The sequence below is a fragment of the Natronococcus jeotgali DSM 18795 genome (assembly GCF_000337695.1).
Classification (GTDB): Archaea; Halobacteriota; Halobacteria; order Halobacteriales; family Natrialbaceae; genus Natronococcus; species Natronococcus jeotgali.
Window position 1 is genome coordinate 14403 of the sequence record NZ_AOIA01000114.1, and the last position, 15523, is coordinate 29925.

Below are 15523 nucleotides of genomic sequence, written 5' to 3' on the forward strand. Positions count from 1 at the left end.
AGACGTGTCTAACTATATGCCTTTCTCACGCAGCGCTCGAGTGAAGCGAATCGAACGTCGATGCTGAGCGACGACGCTTCGACGTTCGATACCGGTCGCTCACTGCTCGGCGTCGATCGGTCGTGCGACGCGGACGTGGTGGGCGACGGATTCGGGCAGGGACACGGCGTCCTCGCGCCCGCTCGAGCGCGCCGTCACCATCCCGAACGGTGCGACCTCGAGGATCTCGAGTTCGACGCCGGGCTCGATCCCGTGCTCGGCCAGATACGAGAGGATCTCGGGATCGCGGTCGGCGACCTCCTCGACGACGACGACCTCGCCCTCTTCGAACTCGGTTACCGACTCCCCGTCCGGACGCTCCGGCGGTTCGAGGTCGGCGCCCGGGATCGGCGACCCGTGGGGGTCGACCGTCGGCTCCTCGAGTGCTGCCGCGACGCGGGCCTCGAAGTCCTCGCTGATGTGGTGCTCGAGGCGGTCGGCCTCCTCGTGGACCTCCGACCAGTCGTAATCGAGGTGTTCGGTCAGGTACGACTCCAGCAGTCGGTGGTGGCGAACGACCTCGAGCGCGACGGTCTCGCCCTCGTCAGTGAGCGTGACCCCGCGGTACTTCTCGCGGTCGATCAGGCCCCGCTCCTCGAGTTTCTCGAGCATGCTCGTGACCGTCGGCGACGTAACGTCTAACTCCTCGGCGATCGCCGACGTCTTGATCCGGGCGTCGGTCCCCTGCTGGAGCTGGTAGATGACCTTGAGGTAGTCTTCCATCACGTCGCTCAGCATCATTTCGCTCGAGTTTCGAGCCGTCTAACCCTAAACCTATCGGCACCGATATTCCGGGTAAACCGGCACGAACAAAACCGTGCCCGCGAATGTCGTCGTATGGGACGGACCGTTCGAATTATCGGTGCGCCGATGGACTACGGAGCGAACCGTCGCGGCGTGGACATGGGACCGTCGGCGATCAGGTACGCGGGACTGGCCGACGGGCTCGAGGACGCCGGGGTCGAACCGATCGACGCCGGCGACCTGCACATCCCCCGCGCCGAGGAGCGCGACCCGGACGCCGCACAGCCACGAGAGGGAAACGCCAAGTTCCTCCGGGAGGTCGGCGACGTCTGTTCGCGACTCTCCGAGGAAGTCGCGGCGGCGATCGATGAGGGGGCGTTTCCGCTGGTCCTCGGCGGGGACCACTCGGTCGCGGTCGGGTCGATGGGCGGGGCCTCGCGGTCGGCGACGCTGGGCGCGGTCTGGTTCGACGCTCACGCCGATCTCAACACCCCCGAATCCTCGCCGAGCGGCAACGTCCACGGGATGCCCCTCGCCGCGGCGCTGGGTCGGGGCGCGTTCGCCGAAATGGAGTGGGCGCACGCGCCGAACCTCCGCGAGGAGTCGATCGCGTACGTCGGCCTGCGCAGCATCGACGAGCGCGAGCGCGAGTGGGTTCGCGACAGCGAGATGACCGCCTTCACGATGGCCGACATCGACGAGCGCGGCATCACCGCCGTGGTCGAGGACGCCCTCGATATCGCGACGGCCGGCACCGACGGGATCCACGTCAGCCTCGATCTGGACTGGCTCGACCCGAAGGCGGCCCCCGGCGTCGGGACGCCGGTTCGGGGCGGGGTTACCTACCGGGAGGCCCACTCGGCGCTCGAGCGGGTCTCGACCCGCGACCAGCGCGAGGACGTCGTTCGCTCGATGGACGTCGTCGAGGTGAACCCGATCCTCGACGAACGAAACGAGACGGCGACGCTCGCTGCCGACCTCACGGCGAGCGCGTTCGGCAAGCGGATCCTCTGAGCCGACTACACCTCGGTGCGTGTGAACAGTACTCGGGGCGGTTTCAGTTTCAACACCTTTGTATCGGAGTGTTTCGGAGTGACAGGTATGACAGAAAACGTCGTCGTGCTCGGCGCCGGCTACGCCGGGGCCGGTGCGGTCAACACGCTCCAATCCGAACTCGATGACGACGCGCGGCTGACCTGGATCGCCGACGTCGACTACCACCTCGTGCTCCACGAGTCCCACCGCGTGATCCGGGATCCGGACGTCCAGTCCGACATCACCATCCCGGTCGAAGAGATCGCGGCGCCCTCGACCCGGTTCGTCGAGGACGAGGTCACCGGGCTCGACACCGACGAGCAGGTCGTCGAGCTCGCCGACGGCGAGGACGTCGACTACGACTACGTCCTCGTCGCGCTGGGCAGTCAGACCGCCTACTACGGCATTCCCGGCCTCGAGGACCACTCCCTGACCCTGAAGAGCTTAGACGACGCCCTCGAGATCCACGAGGCCGTCACGGAGGCCAGCCGCGAGGCCACGCGGGGCGACCCCGCCCAGATCGTCATCGGCGGCGCCGGCCTCTCGGGCATCCAGACCGCCGGCGAGATCGCGGAGTTTCGCGACCGCCACCGCGCTCCCCTCGAGATCCACCTCGTCGAGGCCCTCGAGGAGATCTTCCCCGGCAACGACCCCGAGATCCAGCAGGCGCTTCGCGACCTGCTCCAGGACGCGGGCGTCCAGATCCACACCGACGACCCGATCACCGAGGCCGACGACGACGTGATCCACTTCGACGAGGGCGAGCCGCTTTCCCACGACGTCCTCGTCTGGACGGGCGGGATCACCGGACGGGACGCCCTCGAAACGGCCGACCTCGAGAAGGAGCACAACCGCGTCAACACCGGCGCGAACTTCCAGACCTCCGACGAGCGGGTCTTCGCGATCGGCGACTCGGCGATCGTCGACCAGGGCGACCGTCCCGCGCCGCCGACGGCCCAGGCCGCCTGGCAGGCCGCGGACGTCGCCGCCGAGAACATCACCCGCGCCATCCAGAACCGCCCGCTGAAGACCTGGGAGCACGAGGACAAGGGGACGGTCGTCTCCGTCGGCGACAAGGCCGTCGCCCACGGCGTCAAGCCCGCGTTCGGCCTCGCGCTTCCCGTCGACACGTTCGGCGGCGTTCCCGCGAAACACCTGAAGAAGGCCATCGCCGCCCGCTGGATCGCCGACGTCTCGTCGATGAACCGCGCCCGGAAGGCCTGGCCGTCCCTGTAGTCGCTCGCGGTTCGATCAGTCTTCGGCGAGCGAGTCGCCGTCCATCGGCCGGGCCGGCACGCCCGCGACGGTTTCGCCCGGTTCGACGTCCCGCGTGACCAGCGAGTTCGCCGCGACGCTCGCTCCGGCGCCGATCTCGACGCCCGGCAGGACGATCGCGCCCGCCCCGATCATCGCCCGCTCGCCGACGACGACCTCGCCGGTGCGGTACTCCTCCTGAAGGAACTCGTGACAGAGCAGGGTCGCGTCGTAGCCGACGATGGCGTGGTCCTCGACGGTGACCAGCTCCGGCCAGAACACGTCCGGGGTCGCCTCGAGCCCCCAGGAGACGCCGTCGCCAACCGCGGCGCCGAGCCGACGCAACAGCCAGCGCTTGAACCGCAGGCTCGGCGAGATCCGAACGAGCCAGACGACGACGTAGTTGATCGCGACCCGGAGCGGGTTCCGCGCGTCGGGCCAGTGAGCGAGCGAGTTGCGCGGGCCGCGGGTCGCGTGGCGGCGAACGCGGTCGTGTCGGGAGGACGTATCGTCGGTCACTGCGAGGGGCGTAGGGACCGTCGGCACATGAAACCGATCGATCCGACCGCCGCGAGTCAGCCGTCGACGACCGCGGCGTCGGCCGTCCGTTCGCCGGGAACGCCGATCAGTTCGCGAAACGCCTCGCCGGAGAGCTCGCAGCGGTAGGCGGGCTTGTACATCATGTTCGCGCCGCCGGCCCGCACGTTCCAGGCCGTTTCGATCTCCTCGCGCAGGTAGTACTGGGCCCGGACGTTGCCCTCGCGGACGTAGTAGTCGCTGAGCCGAATCGGGTGGCGATCGAACAGCCCTCCGGGCTCTCGACCGTCGACGATCGCGACCGGTTTCTCGAGGTAGAGTTCGCCGTCCCGCGCCCGCTTGGCGTGGGCGTTTTCGGGGTGGGCCTCGAGGACGGCCCGCCGCGTCTCGGGGGGCGTCTCCGGGGAGACGACCGCGACCGAGTCGACCGTGACGTAGCCGATCAGGTACCGGTGGGCCCGGTCCCCGCCGGGGCGTCGGAGCCCCGCGTAGAAGCCGACGACGTCCCCGGGCTCGAGGGCGCGCAGCCGAGAGACGTACCCGCTCGTGCGGTGTTCCCCGTAGGTCAGCGCCTCGAAGTTCGGATCGCGATGCAGCGGCCAGGACTCGAGTTCGTCGCCGGTAACCGCCTCGCGGCCGCCGCGGACGGGCTGGGGTTCGATTCGCGTGGTCAGGTCGGCCGCGACGCCGTCGTCGCCCCGAAGCGGCCACGAGCCGAGCGTCTCCGCCTCGTCGGTCGCTCGAGTCTTCTCCGGGATCGGTACGTACTCGAAGCGTCCGTCGTCGTACAGCGGTCCCAGCGCCCCGAGGTTAGTGCTGTCGGCGCCGACGCCCGCGAGGACGACCGTCATAGCCGTTCGTTTCGGCGGGGTGGCGATAAGGTCGCCGGTGTACTCCGGCGCTTCGACCCCGCGGATACCATCGTCGCTGGGATCGGCGTACTCGCCCCTCGAACCGTACCGTTCCGGGGCGTGAACTCGTCGAATACGCTACCAGTGAGGTCGTCCGGCCGGCAGGCGGCGCCGCCCCGATTCCGAAACGACGGGACGCGCCCGCGCTGTAACGAAGACGGAGTGTCGGTTTCTCGAGGACGGCGTCCGACTACGGCTCCTCGGGGGGCGACCCGAGCGCGTCGACGACGCGAAGCGTCCCGTCGGGACAGTCACACCCCGTCGTCGCGCTGATCGGAACGATCTCGCCGTCGGGACGGAGCCACACGGCACAGACCGCGCGACAGCGATCGCACACCGCGGCTCGCTTCTCTCGGTTTTCTGCTGTCATTCTTGCTTCGGGAGAGCGGTACGCGGTCGGCGCCGTCTCTCCCGGTACCGATCGCTACGCCGAACCGGAATATTGAACGCGGTGATCGTCCGTTCGAGTTACTGATCGTTTACCGGGATTATCCCGTCTTTCGGCACGTTCTCCCGAACCCCGCTGGTACTCGCGTTTTCGTTCGCAACAGAACGTGGGACCGCAGTCGCGGCGAAACTGCTCTCAGGTCTCGTTTTCACGCCTCGGTCTCAGCGGTCGCTTCGCTCCCTCGTTCGTCGCGTCGTGAAAACCGGACCGCCGAGAATTGAACAGATGCAAGACGGTCGTCCTCGCTTCGCTCGGACGCTGCGACTTGCGTGCTCAATTCTCGGCTTTTCCACGGTTCCGCCGCTCACGATTTCGTTCGCAACAGAAGTGGGACCGCCGAGAATTGAACTCGGGTCCTACGGACCCCATCCGCAGAGGATACCACTACCCCACGGTCCCGTGCGTTTAGACGGATGGTCGTCGGTCGTTTAAGCGTGTCGTTTCGGTTCGGGTGTGTACACGGTACTCAAACCAGCACGCGCTCGAGGTCGACGACGGTACCCGATTCGGCGTCGGAATCGCCGACCAGTTCGCCCAGACAGACGGCCGCGCCGTCGGGCGTGGTACAGGCGACGAGCGAGCCCCGTTCGACGTCGTCGGCCTCGAGGACGCCCGGCGCGTAGACCGGCGCCCCCGTCGCGACCTGTTCGGCCGCGCTCTCGGCGATCACCACCCGCGGGATCCCCTCGAGGATCCGTTCGGCGGGATCGACGACCTCGAACAGCGGGTCGGGGTCGTCGTCCTCGAGCCAGAACGCCAGCGCGTCGTAGAAGTCCCGGGCGGTGTGCAGCGTCGTATCGTCGAACGGCGTCGTCGCCGTCCGCCGGAGGTGTCCCATGTGGGCGCCCGTGCCGAGTGCGAGTCCGAGGTCGTGACAGAGCTTGCGGACGTAGGTCCCGCTCTCGCAGCCGATCCGCAGGAGGAGACGACGGTCCTCGGCCTCGAGTACCTCGAGGTCGTAGATCTCGCGGGTGCGAAGCCGCCGGGAGACGGCGCTCTTTCGGGGCGGCTTCTGGTAGATCGGCCCCTCGAACTCGGCGACGACGTCGGCGGCGTCTCCCGGTACCGAGCCGTGACACTCGAGGACGGTGACGTACTCCTTTTCGCCCTCGAGGAAGGTCTGGGCGAGCCGGGTCGCGTCGCCGAGCATCACCGGAAGACAGCCCGTCACCTTCGGGTCGAGCGTTCCGGCGTGGGCGGCGCGGTCGATCGGCTCCGCGCCCCGTTCGGCGAGGGCGTCGGCGACCGCGTCCCGAAGCCAGCCGCTGACCTGGTGGGAGGAGGGGCCGGGCGGTTTGTCGAGGTTGACGACGCCGAACGCCAGCAGTTCGGCCGGCGAGCGCTCCTCGGGTGGGCCACGAAGCGCCATCAGAACTGGTAGTCGACGCCGGTGACCGGAGTCTTTCCCTCGTCGCCGTCGGCGTCGTACTCCTCGACGGCGGTAACCAGCATGTCGAGGACGGCGTCGGGCTCCCAGCGGGCCGTGTTCACCGAGAGGTCGTAGATCGTCAGATCGCGGATGTCGATCCCGTAGTACTCCTGGTAGCGCTGGGCCTCGCTCGCCTCCCGGGCTTCGGTCTCCTCGGTCGCCCGCTCGGGATCTTTCCCCTCGCGCTCGGCGATCCGCTCGCCTCGGACCGCCGCGGGGGCGTCGAGCCAGAACCGGAAGTCGGCGTGGTCGCCCGCGAGCCACCCCGCCAGCCGCGACTCGAGGACGAGGTCGTCTTCCTCGGTGGCGATCTCCCGGAGCCGCCGGTCGAGGTCGCGGTCGATCTGATCGTTCTCCTCGGCCAACTTGTTGAACTCGAGAGGGGTGTAGCCGCGTTCGTCGGCCAGTTCGCGGAAGATGTCCCCGCCGCTGACGTGGTCGAGATCGAAGGCCTCGGCGAGCAACTCCGCAGTCGTGCTCTTCCCGCTTCCCGGCGGGCCGGAGACGGTGAGTAACATATCCGAACTGCGGCGGGGCGGGTAAAATGGGTTTTGAATCGTTCGACGGGATCGCCACCGAGATTCCAAACGGAGCGAGGACGCGGGCTCGAGACGGCTCAGGTGCCGGGGCTCATGTCGATGTTCAGCGCCTTTCGCAACAGCTGCGTAAAGCCCATCGAGCACAGGAAGTACCAGACGATCCAGGCCCACATCGGACCGAGAAGCCCCTCGTCGAGCGCGACCTCGCCGACGATGGGCATGATCATCATCCGGTCGGTCTCGGAGAGGTGCCCGCCGCGGATCTTCCAGTACATCCAGAGGAACAGCGGGATCGTCAGCAGCATGATCCAGACCATCGGTCGGAACTGCTCTTTGAACATCCCGATGTTGTCCGTCATCGCTTCCATCTGTTCCTCGCGGACCTCCTCCATCTCCGTTTCGAGGCGTTCGATCTCGGCGTCGCTCGCGCCGCGTTCCTCGGCCGCCTGTTTGCGCTCGCGGACGTCCTTCTGTTTTTCCTGCATCGCCTTCATCCGCTCCTGATACTTGCCCATCCGCTCGGGGTTCATCAGGTTCGCCTGGAGGAGCGTCGAGTACAGCCCCGTCAGCAGCGCGACCGAGAGGATCACGGCGTAAAACGGAAGCGTGGTGTCGAGTGGCCCGAGGACGATATTGAGCGTGCTCCCGACCGTGTTCTGTACCGGATCGAACCAGTAGCCAAACATCAACAGCAGGGCGCCGACGCCGGCCATCTTGTCCCACTGCGACCAGCTCGCGGCGTCCTCGTCGATATCCACGTCCGAGGCTCCGCCGGCGTCCCCGTCACCGTCGAGGGCCTCGTCGTAGGCCTCGCGATCGGCGATCTCGAACCCCTCGTCGCCGTCGACCAACACTCCCTTCTCGATCAGTCGACCCCACTGTCCGCTCGTCAGGTCGTCGTTGACGTCCCCCCACTGGACCTCGCCGCCGTTTCTGTCGGCCTCCTCGCGGATCGACTCCAGAGCCTCCGCCATCGAGGAATCCTCCCGGACGAGGGCGTTGATCTTCTCGGCTGTACGCGTCATCTGCCAGAGGCTAGGGTACGTCCGATATACAAGTGTTTTTCTTCGCGTGCCCGAGCAGCGATCGGACTCGAGCCGGAATCGGTCCGGCTCAGGCGGCGTCTTCGATCGTCGCCCTCACGTCTTCCCAGACCTCGTCGGGCGCCTGGCCGCCGTCGATGCGCTCGAGGACGCCCTCGTCGTCGTAGTACTCGACGACGGGCTCGGTGTTCTCGCGGTAGACCCGGAGCCGCTCCTTGACGGTCTCCTCGGTGTCGTCCTCGCGTTGCTCGAGTCGGCCCTCGACCTCGGGGTCCTCCGGCGGGTTGTACTCGACGTGGTAGATGTCGCCGGTCTCGGGATCCAGTCGACGGCCCGTGAGTCGGTGGACGAGTTCGTCCTCGTCGACATCGAGATACAGGACGACGTCGAGGTCGGTCATCTCGGCGAGTTCCTCGGCCTGCTCGAGGTTTCGCGGGTAGCCGTCGAGCACGTAGCCGTCGGCCTGGGAGAGGGCCTCGTCGACGATGGCGTTGACGACCTCGTCGGGGACGAGTTCGCCTCGATCCATGTACTCCGCGGGCGTATCGTACTCCGTGTCCATCTCGGAGATGTCCATCTGCTTGTTCGCGCGGAGCGCGTCGCCGGTGGTGACGTGCTCGACGTCGAACTCCTCGGCGATGTTCGCGCTCTGTGTTCCCTTCCCCGCTCCGGGCGCTCCCAGGATCAGGATGTGTGGTCGTGCCATGTTCCCCCGTTCAGCGGCGTCGCATAAAGGCTTAAAGAATCGGGCACGTCGCTACGGGTATGACTCGATTCGACGCCGCCGAGCCGGCGGAGCGACGGAAACTGTACGCTGCGGGGATCCAGGCCCACCGCGAGCGCGGGGCAGGGTTCGTCACCTTCGAGGTCGACGAGGACTCCCTCTCGGAGACCGCGGACCTCGATCCCGAGCTGGGGACGCCGTGGGTGCAGTTCGCCGACGGGACGATCAACCTCGACTGCACCGACGAGGAGCTCGAGTCGCTCAAGGGGCTGCTCTCGGAGTTTCCGGTGTTCAAGATCGACGAAATCAACCGTTCGGAGGAGGCCGAGGGGGTCAACGTTCGGATCAGCGCGAAAGCCGACCCGAACCGGATCGCCCAGTTCGTCGACGCCGTCTTCGCCCGCGTCTACGGCCTCCCCGAGGACGTCCGCGTCTGGCTCGTCGACCTCTGACCTACTCGATGCGAAGGTCGCCGCCGGAACTGCCGTCGCCATCTTCCCCTTCGTTCCACTCGAGTTCGAACTCGACGCTGAGCTCGGCGGGGCCGCCCGAACTCGAGGTCTCGCGCTCGGCTTTGATCTCGAACGTCGGCCGCATCGGCGGGGCCATCGAAACCGACTCGCCGCCGGCCTCGAGAGTGAACTCGCCGTCGTCGATCGAGTCGGCGACCGACCGAAGGTAATCCGCGATCTCGGGACGCTCCATCGAACGCTCGAACTTGAAGAGTACTTCCTCTGGCATACGCGAAGAAAAGATCCGGCAGTTATAAAGTCTATCGTCGAATTCGAAACGGCGAGAACGAGCGGCGAACGTCGGTTGTCAGCCGTTGCATTTATCGCCCCCGGACAGAGACAACAGGATACGTACGCCCGCTCGATTCGAGTCCCGAACGCGATCGGCGCGCCGCGTCGAATCGGCTCCGGGCCGAGGAACGATCCGTCGCCGCGGAACCGACTCGACCGTTCACCTCTCACTACGCATGACGCTCCCCAGATCTTCGCTCGCTCGACCGCCGTTCCGATCAGAGACCGACGTGGCGCCGACCGCCGCGAGGTGGCCGCCGTGCGCGTAATAATTGTCGGCGCCGGCGAGGTCGGCCGATCGATCGCACAGAACCTTCAGGCGTCACACGAGGTCGTCGTCGTCGACCGGGACGAGGAGATCGTCGAGGACCTCACCTACTCGATGGACGTCCTCGCGATCCGCGGTAACGGGACCGAGATCGGCACCCTCCGGGAGGCCGGCATCGAAGACGCCGACCTCGTGATCGCCTCCACCGACAACGACGAATCGAACGTCGTGATCTGCGGCGCCGCCAAGACCAAAAGCGACGCGTTCACGATCGCCCGCGTGCGACGCCGGACGTTGCTCGAGACCTGGCAGGGAAGCCAGGGGGCGTTCGGGGTCGATTTCATGGTCTGTACCGACCTGTTAACCGCCCAGACGATCTTTCGGATCTCCGGGCTCCCCGCGGCCCAGGACGTCAATATGTTCGCGGGCGGGCTCGTTCGCATGGCCGAGTTCGAGATCGGCGGGGACAGCCCGGTCGCCGACCGATCGGTCCAGGAGGCCGACTGTTACGACTCGATGACGTTCGCGGCGATCTTTCGCGACGACGAGATGATCGTCGCGAGCGGGGAGTCGATCATCCGCCCCGGCGATCGGGTCGTCGTCATCGGCAGCCCCGACTCGGTGAAGGGGTTCGCCTCGGACATCACGTCCCCGGGTCAGGACGAGGACAAGGAGATCGTAATCATCGGTGCCAGCGAGATCGGGTTCCAGACCGCCCGAGAGTTCGAGGACCACGGCTACAAGCCGCGCCTGATCGAACGGGATCACGAACGCGCCCGCGAGGTCGCCGAGGCGCTGCCGAACACGATAGTGATGGAAAGCGACGCCACCGACACCGAGTTCCTCGTCAGGGAGCACGTCGACGAGGCAGACCTCGTCGTGGCGACGCTTGACGGCGACGAAAAGAACCTCCTCGCCTCGCTGCTGGCCAAGCGTCTCGGCGTCGATCGAACGATCGGGGTTATCGAGAACCACCAGTACGCCGACCTCTTCGAGCAGGTCGGCGTCGACGTCGCGATCAACCCTCGAGAGGAGACCGCCGAGGAGATCATTCGCTTCACCCACGCCGACCACACCGAAAAGATCGCGATGGTCGAACACGACCGCGCGGAGGTCATCGAGATCGAGGTCGGCGAGGACAGCGTTCTCACGAACCGATCGATCGCCGAGGCGACCGCCGACCTCCCCGAATGCGTCGTTATCGGCGCGATCTCTCGCGGCGGCGAGCTGATCACGCCGCGGGGGACGACCGTCGTCGAACCGGGCGATCACGTCGTCCTCTTCGTCGACGCGGCGGTGCTCGATCAGGTTCTCGAGGGACTGTAGCCGCCGCATCCGTGCGAGTCCGATCCCGGATTCGGGGTCTCTCGACGCGGCCGCCCGGAACGGGGATTCGCCCCATTTATGGCTCTCTGCTGGCGTTGGATATGTATGTGGTTGTTATTCGTCGCGACAGAGCGGTCCCCCTCGAGTGAACCAGGGACGACGAAGACCCGACAGTCGATCGAGGGATCCTGAATGCCGCCGTCGACGATCGCCGCCACCGATCGATGTCGAGCCGGCCTCGAGATCGACGACCCGCGCGAGGAGCGTGAACGATGAGCGACGAGGAGCTCGCGAAGGATCTCGGCCCGCTGGCCGCGCTGACGATCGGGATCGGAACGATGATCGGAGCCGGCATCTTCGTGCTTCCCGGAACCGCGGTGGCGGACACCGGGCCGTTCGCGGCGGTCACGTTCGTCCTCGGCGGCGTCATCGCGCTGTTCACGGCGCTTTCGGCGTCGGAGCTCGGGACGGCGATGCCGAAATCCGGCGGCGCGTACTTCTACATCAATCACGCGCTCGGGCCGCTGTTCGGCTCGATCAGCGGCTGGGCGAACTGGATCGGGCTCGCGTTCGCCTCCGCCTTTTATATGTACGGGCTCGGCGAGTACGTCAACACGCTCGCCGGCGTTCCGGCGGTCGCGCTCGGACCGGTGACGTTGGAAGCGGCACAGCTCATCGGGTTGGTCGGGGCGCTCCTGTTTATCGGCATCAACTACTTCGGGGCCAAGGAAACCGGCGGCCTGCAGATCGTCATCGTCCTCCTCCTGATGGGAATTCTCGCGCTCTTTACGCTCGTGGGCCTGTTTAACGCCGATTTCGCGACGCTCACGTCCGGCGTTCCGCCGGGTTCCACGGGGGAGATCCTTCCGGTGACCGGAATCATCTTCGTCTCTTACCTCGGCTTCGTCCAGATCACCTCGGTCGCCGAGGAGATTAAGGAGCCAGGGAAAAACCTTCCGAGAGCTGTTATCGGCTCCGTACTCATCGTCACGTCGGTCTACGCGCTCTTTCTCGTCGTCCTCCTCGCGTCAGTACCGACGGAGCTGGTCGCCAACAACGAAACCGCGGTCGTCGACGCGGCGGTACTGCTGTTCGGCGAGTACAGTATCGCCGGCGTGGGGCTGGGGTTCGTCGGCTGGATCCTGCTGCTGTTCGGCGGACTACTGGCGACCGCCTCCTCGGCCAACGCCTCGATCCTGTCGTCGTCGCGGATCAACTTCGCGATGGGACGCGAGAAGATCGTTACGCCGGCGCTCAACGAGATTCACCCCCAGTTCGGCACGCCGTACAAATCGATCGCCATCACGGGCGGTCTCATCGTCGTCTTCCTGCTCGCCGGGAACCTCGAGTTACTGTCGACGGCCGGCTCGGTACTCCACCTCATCGTGTACGGCCTCCTGAACGTCGCGCTGATCGTGATGCGCGAGACGGAACCGGAGGGGTACGATCCGGACTTCGAAGTCCCGCTGTACCCGATGGTCCCGATCGTCGGCGCCATCACGTCGTTCGCGCTGATCGCGTACATCGAACCGTTCGTCATCCAGCTCTCGGTCGCGTTCGTCGTCTTTGCCGGCATCTGGTACTTTTTGTACGCCCGCTCGCGCGTGGAGAACCGCGGGGTGCTCGCGAACTGGGTGCTCGACCGCTCCGAGGAGCTTCCCCAGTCCGCGGTGTCGGCCGTGACGTCCGTCCAGCCGGAGGGCGACGACTACCGCGTGATGGTTCCGCTGGCGAACCCGGCCACCGAGAAACACCTCATCACGCTCGCGTCGGCCATCGCCAACCAGCGAAACGGGACGGTCGTCGCGGTCAACGTCGCGAACGTGCCGGACCAGACGTCGCTGGAGGCCGCTCGAGACCGCGGCGCCCACGACGCGGCCCGGGATCTGCTCGAGCGGGCGCAGAACGACGCCGAGACGTTCGGCGTCGACGTGGAAACCCACGTCGTCCTCTCACACCGCGCGTTCGAGGAGGTGTTCGCCGCCGCGAACACCTACGGCGCCGACATCACCGTCATGGGATGGGGGCCAGACTCACACGGCGCGCCCGGCCGAGCCGAGTCGGCGATCGACGAACTCGCACAGTCGTTGCCGTGTGACTTCCTCGTCTTTCGGGACCGCGGGTTCGATCCGTCCAGAATTCTGGTTCCGACCGCCGGGGGTCCGGACTCGGACCTTTCGGCCGCGGTCGCTCGGATGCTCGAGGCCGAGTTCGACGCTCGGGTCACCCTGCTACACGTCGCCGACGACGTGGACGCGGGCCGGACGTTCCTCTCCGAGTGGGCCGCGGAGCACGGTCTCTCCGACGCGGAGTTGCGAGTCGAAAGCGGCGACGTCGAGGAGCGCATCGAACGCGCCGCGGAGGACGCGACGCTGTTGATCATCGGCGCGACCGAGAAGGGGCTGCTCTCGCGACTGGTCCGCGGATCGCTGGTGCTCGAGGTGCTCAACCGAGTCGACTGTTCGGTGCTGCTCGCGGAGAAAAAGCACGACCGAGGTCTCCTCGATAGATTCATCGGTTCCCGCGAGCGGGACGCCCACTCGGAAACGGGCGTCACGACGAACCCGTCGACGCCGACGGTGGAGGGCGACTCGGAGGAACGAAATCGTTCGCAATCGGAGCGGTAGTTCTCGCTTCGCTGCCGTTTCGGTCGTGCGGACCCCTGTCTTTTGCTTTCGCGCGCGACGAACAGCGGAAACCGACGGCGACGCACACCTCGACCGACGTCCGGGGACGAGGGCGGCCGACGACGCGTCGACGACGCCGACGAGCGCTCCGAGGGCAGCGGGTCTCCTCGAGGAGCGAGCGCGAGGTCCGTCCCCGCCGACGCAGACTCAGTTCTTCGGACCGAACCGGTTCGCGTCTTCGGTCGGCTCGGCGAGGACCGGTACGGAGACCGTCATGTGAGGAGATCACAAGCGACAGAAAAAAGGCCCCACACTCTAACTGGCTCCTGATGGAGCGACACGCGAGCGCTCGAGAGCGTCGGTCGAGATCGAAGATATTCGCCCGACAGCGCGCAGCGACGCGAATTCGACGGGGACGTTTCCAAATAGATAAGTGCCCGCGGCAACCATCGACCGACATATAAGCGGTCTTCAAACGAGGTGAACACAATCTTCAGCGAAACTATGATCCCCATGCAGGCGCAATCGCGCGTCGATGTCTTCGAGCAGATCTTCCTGGTCTTTCTCGGACTCGGGACGCTCGTCGGCATCGTCGTCGTCACGTACACCTTGTACAACGCGTACAAGTATCGAGACGATAGCGGACGGACATCCGACGCGGATACGCCGACACTTGGGGAGTTACCGACTGGAGGAGAGGGCGGTAAGAAACTGTTCCTGTCGTTCGGCCTGAGCGCGATTATCGTTATCTCGCTCGTGGTCTGGACGTACGGAATGCTGTTGTACGTCGAGGATCCCGGCAACGATATCCCGCAGGAGGACGCCATCGAGGTCGACGTCACCGGGGAAGGGTTCGCGTGGTTCTTCGACTACGAGAACGGCGCTTCGAGTACGAGCACCATGACCGTTCCCGAAAACACGCCGGTGTGGGTCAACGTCACAGGTGGTGACGTTTGGCACACGTTCGGCATATCCGAGCAACGCGTAAAAGCCGACGCTATCCCCGGCGAAACCGACGAGACGTGGTTCATGTCCGGAGAAGCGGGTGAAACATACGAGATCGAGTGCTTCGAACTCTGCGGTCCGGGACACACGCAGATGACCGGTACCGTCGAAGTCGTCGAGCAGGAGGAGTTCGATCAGTTCCTCGAGGAGGAAGCACCGGAAGATGAAGGAAACAGCTCTGAGGGTGAAAACGCCAGCGACGGCGGCAACGCCAGTGATGGTGGGAACACCAGCGACGGCGGTAACGCCACTGACGGCGGTAACGCCAGCGACGACGGCAACGCCACCGACAGCGAGAACGGTACCGAAGCGAACGCTAGCAACGAATCGAACGGAGGTGACGCCTGATGAGTGACCTCCCGCCGATGAAGTCGGCCAAGCGCTGGCTGGTGACGACCAATCACAAGGACGTCGGCATCCTCTACATCGCAACCGCCCTGTTCTTCCTGGTGATGGGCGGCGTGATGGCGCTGCTGTTCCGGGCCCACCTCTGGCAGAACGGCGGAACCGGGCTGCTCACGAACAGCCAGTTCAACCAGGCCGTGTCGACCCACGGCCTGATCATGGTGTTCTGGTTCCTCTCGCCGATCGCGTCCGGGTTCGCGAACTACTTCGTCCCCCTCCAGATCGGGGCGAAAGACCTCGCCTTCCCGCGACTGAACGCGCTGAGCTACTGGTTCTACCTGTTCTCGGGGATCCTGTTCGCGCTCTCGTTCTTCCAGGGCGGCTCCTGGGAGGGCGGCTGGACGATGTACNCCGCGACTGAACGCGCTGAGCTACTGGTTCTACCT

At 66.1% G+C, this 15523-nt stretch carries 15 protein-coding genes, 1 tRNA gene and 1 pseudogene; 7 read left to right on the top strand and 10 right to left on the bottom strand.

All coding sequences use genetic code 11. From position 1 onward, the window contains the following. Nucleotides 1-99 precede the first annotated feature (99 nt). Nucleotides 100-780, bottom strand: coding sequence for a metal-dependent transcriptional regulator (locus tag C492_RS11200; protein ID WP_008423591.1), 681 nt, complete (start codon nucleotides 778-780; stop codon nucleotides 100-102). A 96-nt stretch (nucleotides 781-876) separates the two neighbouring features. On the opposite strand from C492_RS11200, the gene rocF reads away from it, so the two are divergent. Together rocF and C492_RS11210 are read left to right on the top strand one after the other, a co-directional pair. Continuing rightward, the gene (rocF, locus tag C492_RS11205) at nucleotides 877-1797 is read left to right on the top strand and encodes an arginase (protein ID WP_049893011.1); all 921 of its coding nucleotides are present in this window, start codon (nucleotides 877-879) and stop codon (nucleotides 1795-1797) included. Nucleotides 1798-1884: 87 nt separating this feature from the next. Then, nucleotides 1885-3054: an NAD(P)/FAD-dependent oxidoreductase gene (locus C492_RS11210; RefSeq protein WP_008423595.1), complete on the top strand. Its 1170-nt coding sequence runs from the start codon at nucleotides 1885-1887 to the stop codon at nucleotides 3052-3054. Between the two features lie 15 nt (nucleotides 3055-3069). Here C492_RS11210 and C492_RS11215 read toward each other — a convergent pair whose 3' ends face one another. From C492_RS11215 to C492_RS11250, 8 genes are all read right to left on the bottom strand, one after another. Further along, nucleotides 3070-3591 (bottom strand): acyltransferase, encoded by a 522-nt coding sequence (locus C492_RS11215; protein WP_008423597.1) that lies wholly within the window; start codon nucleotides 3589-3591, stop codon nucleotides 3070-3072. Nucleotides 3592-3647: 56 nt separating this feature from the next. Next, nucleotides 3648-4460, bottom strand: coding sequence for an Nmad3 family putative nucleotide modification protein (locus C492_RS11220; protein ID WP_008423598.1), 813 nt, complete (start codon nucleotides 4458-4460; stop codon nucleotides 3648-3650). Nucleotides 4461-4710: 250 nt separating this feature from the next. Continuing rightward, nucleotides 4711-4890, bottom strand: a complete 180-nt coding sequence (locus tag C492_RS11225; protein ID WP_049893013.1) for a hypothetical protein — start codon at nucleotides 4888-4890, stop codon at nucleotides 4711-4713. Nucleotides 4891-5296: 406 nt separating this feature from the next. Continuing rightward, a tRNA-Pro gene (locus C492_RS11230) sits at nucleotides 5297-5367 on the bottom strand. 67 nt (nucleotides 5368-5434) lie between these two features. Then, nucleotides 5435-6337 (bottom strand): RNA-guided pseudouridylation complex pseudouridine synthase subunit Cbf5, encoded by a 903-nt coding sequence (locus C492_RS11235; RefSeq protein ID WP_008423600.1) that lies wholly within the window; start codon nucleotides 6335-6337, stop codon nucleotides 5435-5437. Beyond that, nucleotides 6337-6915, bottom strand: a complete 579-nt coding sequence (gene cmk / locus C492_RS11240; protein ID WP_008423602.1) for a (d)CMP kinase — start codon at nucleotides 6913-6915, stop codon at nucleotides 6337-6339. The genes C492_RS11235 and cmk overlap by 1 nt, the downstream gene beginning before the upstream one ends. Nucleotides 6916-7013: 98 nt before the next feature. Then, complete coding sequence (locus C492_RS11245; RefSeq protein ID WP_008423604.1) at nucleotides 7014-7961, bottom strand: DUF106 domain-containing protein; 948 nt, start codon at nucleotides 7959-7961, stop codon at nucleotides 7014-7016. A gap of 88 nt (nucleotides 7962-8049) precedes the next feature. Beyond that, complete coding sequence (locus tag C492_RS11250; RefSeq protein WP_008423606.1) at nucleotides 8050-8685, bottom strand: adenylate kinase; 636 nt, start codon at nucleotides 8683-8685, stop codon at nucleotides 8050-8052. 59 nt (nucleotides 8686-8744) lie between these two features. On the opposite strand from C492_RS11250, the gene C492_RS11255 reads away from it, so the two are divergent. Further along, nucleotides 8745-9155, top strand: a complete 411-nt coding sequence (locus tag C492_RS11255; protein ID WP_008423608.1) for a hypothetical protein — start codon at nucleotides 8745-8747, stop codon at nucleotides 9153-9155. Between the two features lies 1 nt (nucleotide 9156). Here the strand turns inward: C492_RS11255 and C492_RS11260 are convergent, their stop codons facing one another. Further along, complete coding sequence (locus C492_RS11260; protein WP_008423610.1) at nucleotides 9157-9444, bottom strand: amphi-Trp domain-containing protein; 288 nt, start codon at nucleotides 9442-9444, stop codon at nucleotides 9157-9159. 321 nt (nucleotides 9445-9765) lie between these two features. Between C492_RS11260 and trkA the strand changes: the two genes are divergently transcribed. From trkA to C492_RS25585, 4 genes and pseudogenes are all read left to right on the top strand, one after another. Further along, a complete protein-coding gene (trkA, locus tag C492_RS11265; RefSeq protein WP_008423612.1) occupies nucleotides 9766-11100 on the top strand; it encodes a Trk system potassium transporter TrkA in 1335 nt (444 codons plus the stop codon). Between the two features lie 272 nt (nucleotides 11101-11372). Then, complete coding sequence (locus C492_RS11270) at nucleotides 11373-13727, top strand: amino acid permease (protein ID WP_008423614.1); 2355 nt, start codon at nucleotides 11373-11375, stop codon at nucleotides 13725-13727. A 513-nt stretch (nucleotides 13728-14240) separates the two neighbouring features. Then, nucleotides 14241-15080, top strand: coding sequence for a cytochrome c oxidase subunit II (gene coxB / locus C492_RS11280; protein ID WP_008423616.1), 840 nt, complete (start codon nucleotides 14241-14243; stop codon nucleotides 15078-15080). Continuing rightward, nucleotides 15080-15466, top strand: a pseudogene (locus tag C492_RS25585) (cbb3-type cytochrome c oxidase subunit I); the annotation flags it as partial. The gene coxB and the pseudogene C492_RS25585, both read left to right, overlap by 1 nt. Between the last annotated feature and the right edge of the window lie 57 nt (nucleotides 15467-15523).

What these genes read in the sequence shown, in the direction of transcription:
- C492_RS11200 (WP_008423591.1), bottom strand. Translation starts at nt 780, where the DNA reads ATGATGCTGAGCGACGTGATGGAAGACTACCTCAAGGTCATCTACCAG.
- rocF (WP_049893011.1), top strand. Translation starts at nt 877, where the DNA reads ATGGGACGGACCGTTCGAATTATCGGTGCGCCGATGGACTACGGAGCG.
- C492_RS11210 (WP_008423595.1), top strand. Translation starts at nt 1,885, where the DNA reads ATGACAGAAAACGTCGTCGTGCTCGGCGCCGGCTACGCCGGGGCCGGT.
- C492_RS11220 (WP_008423598.1), bottom strand. Translation starts at nt 4,460, where the DNA reads ATGACGGTCGTCCTCGCGGGCGTCGGCGCCGACAGCACTAACCTCGGG.
- C492_RS11225 (WP_049893013.1), bottom strand. Translation starts at nt 4,890, where the DNA reads ATGACAGCAGAAAACCGAGAGAAGCGAGCCGCGGTGTGCGATCGCTGT.
- C492_RS11235 (WP_008423600.1), bottom strand. Translation starts at nt 6,337, where the DNA reads ATGGCGCTTCGTGGCCCACCCGAGGAGCGCTCGCCGGCCGAACTGCTG.
- cmk (WP_008423602.1), bottom strand. Translation starts at nt 6,915, where the DNA reads ATGTTACTCACCGTCTCCGGCCCGCCGGGAAGCGGGAAGAGCACGACT.
- C492_RS11245 (WP_008423604.1), bottom strand. Translation starts at nt 7,961, where the DNA reads ATGACGCGTACAGCCGAGAAGATCAACGCCCTCGTCCGGGAGGATTCC.
- C492_RS11250 (WP_008423606.1), bottom strand. Translation starts at nt 8,685, where the DNA reads ATGGCACGACCACACATCCTGATCCTGGGAGCGCCCGGAGCGGGGAAG.
- C492_RS11255 (WP_008423608.1), top strand. Translation starts at nt 8,745, where the DNA reads ATGACTCGATTCGACGCCGCCGAGCCGGCGGAGCGACGGAAACTGTAC.
- C492_RS11260 (WP_008423610.1), bottom strand. Translation starts at nt 9,444, where the DNA reads ATGCCAGAGGAAGTACTCTTCAAGTTCGAGCGTTCGATGGAGCGTCCC.
- C492_RS11270 (WP_008423614.1), top strand. Translation starts at nt 11,373, where the DNA reads ATGAGCGACGAGGAGCTCGCGAAGGATCTCGGCCCGCTGGCCGCGCTG.
- coxB (WP_008423616.1), top strand. Translation starts at nt 14,241, where the DNA reads ATGCAGGCGCAATCGCGCGTCGATGTCTTCGAGCAGATCTTCCTGGTC.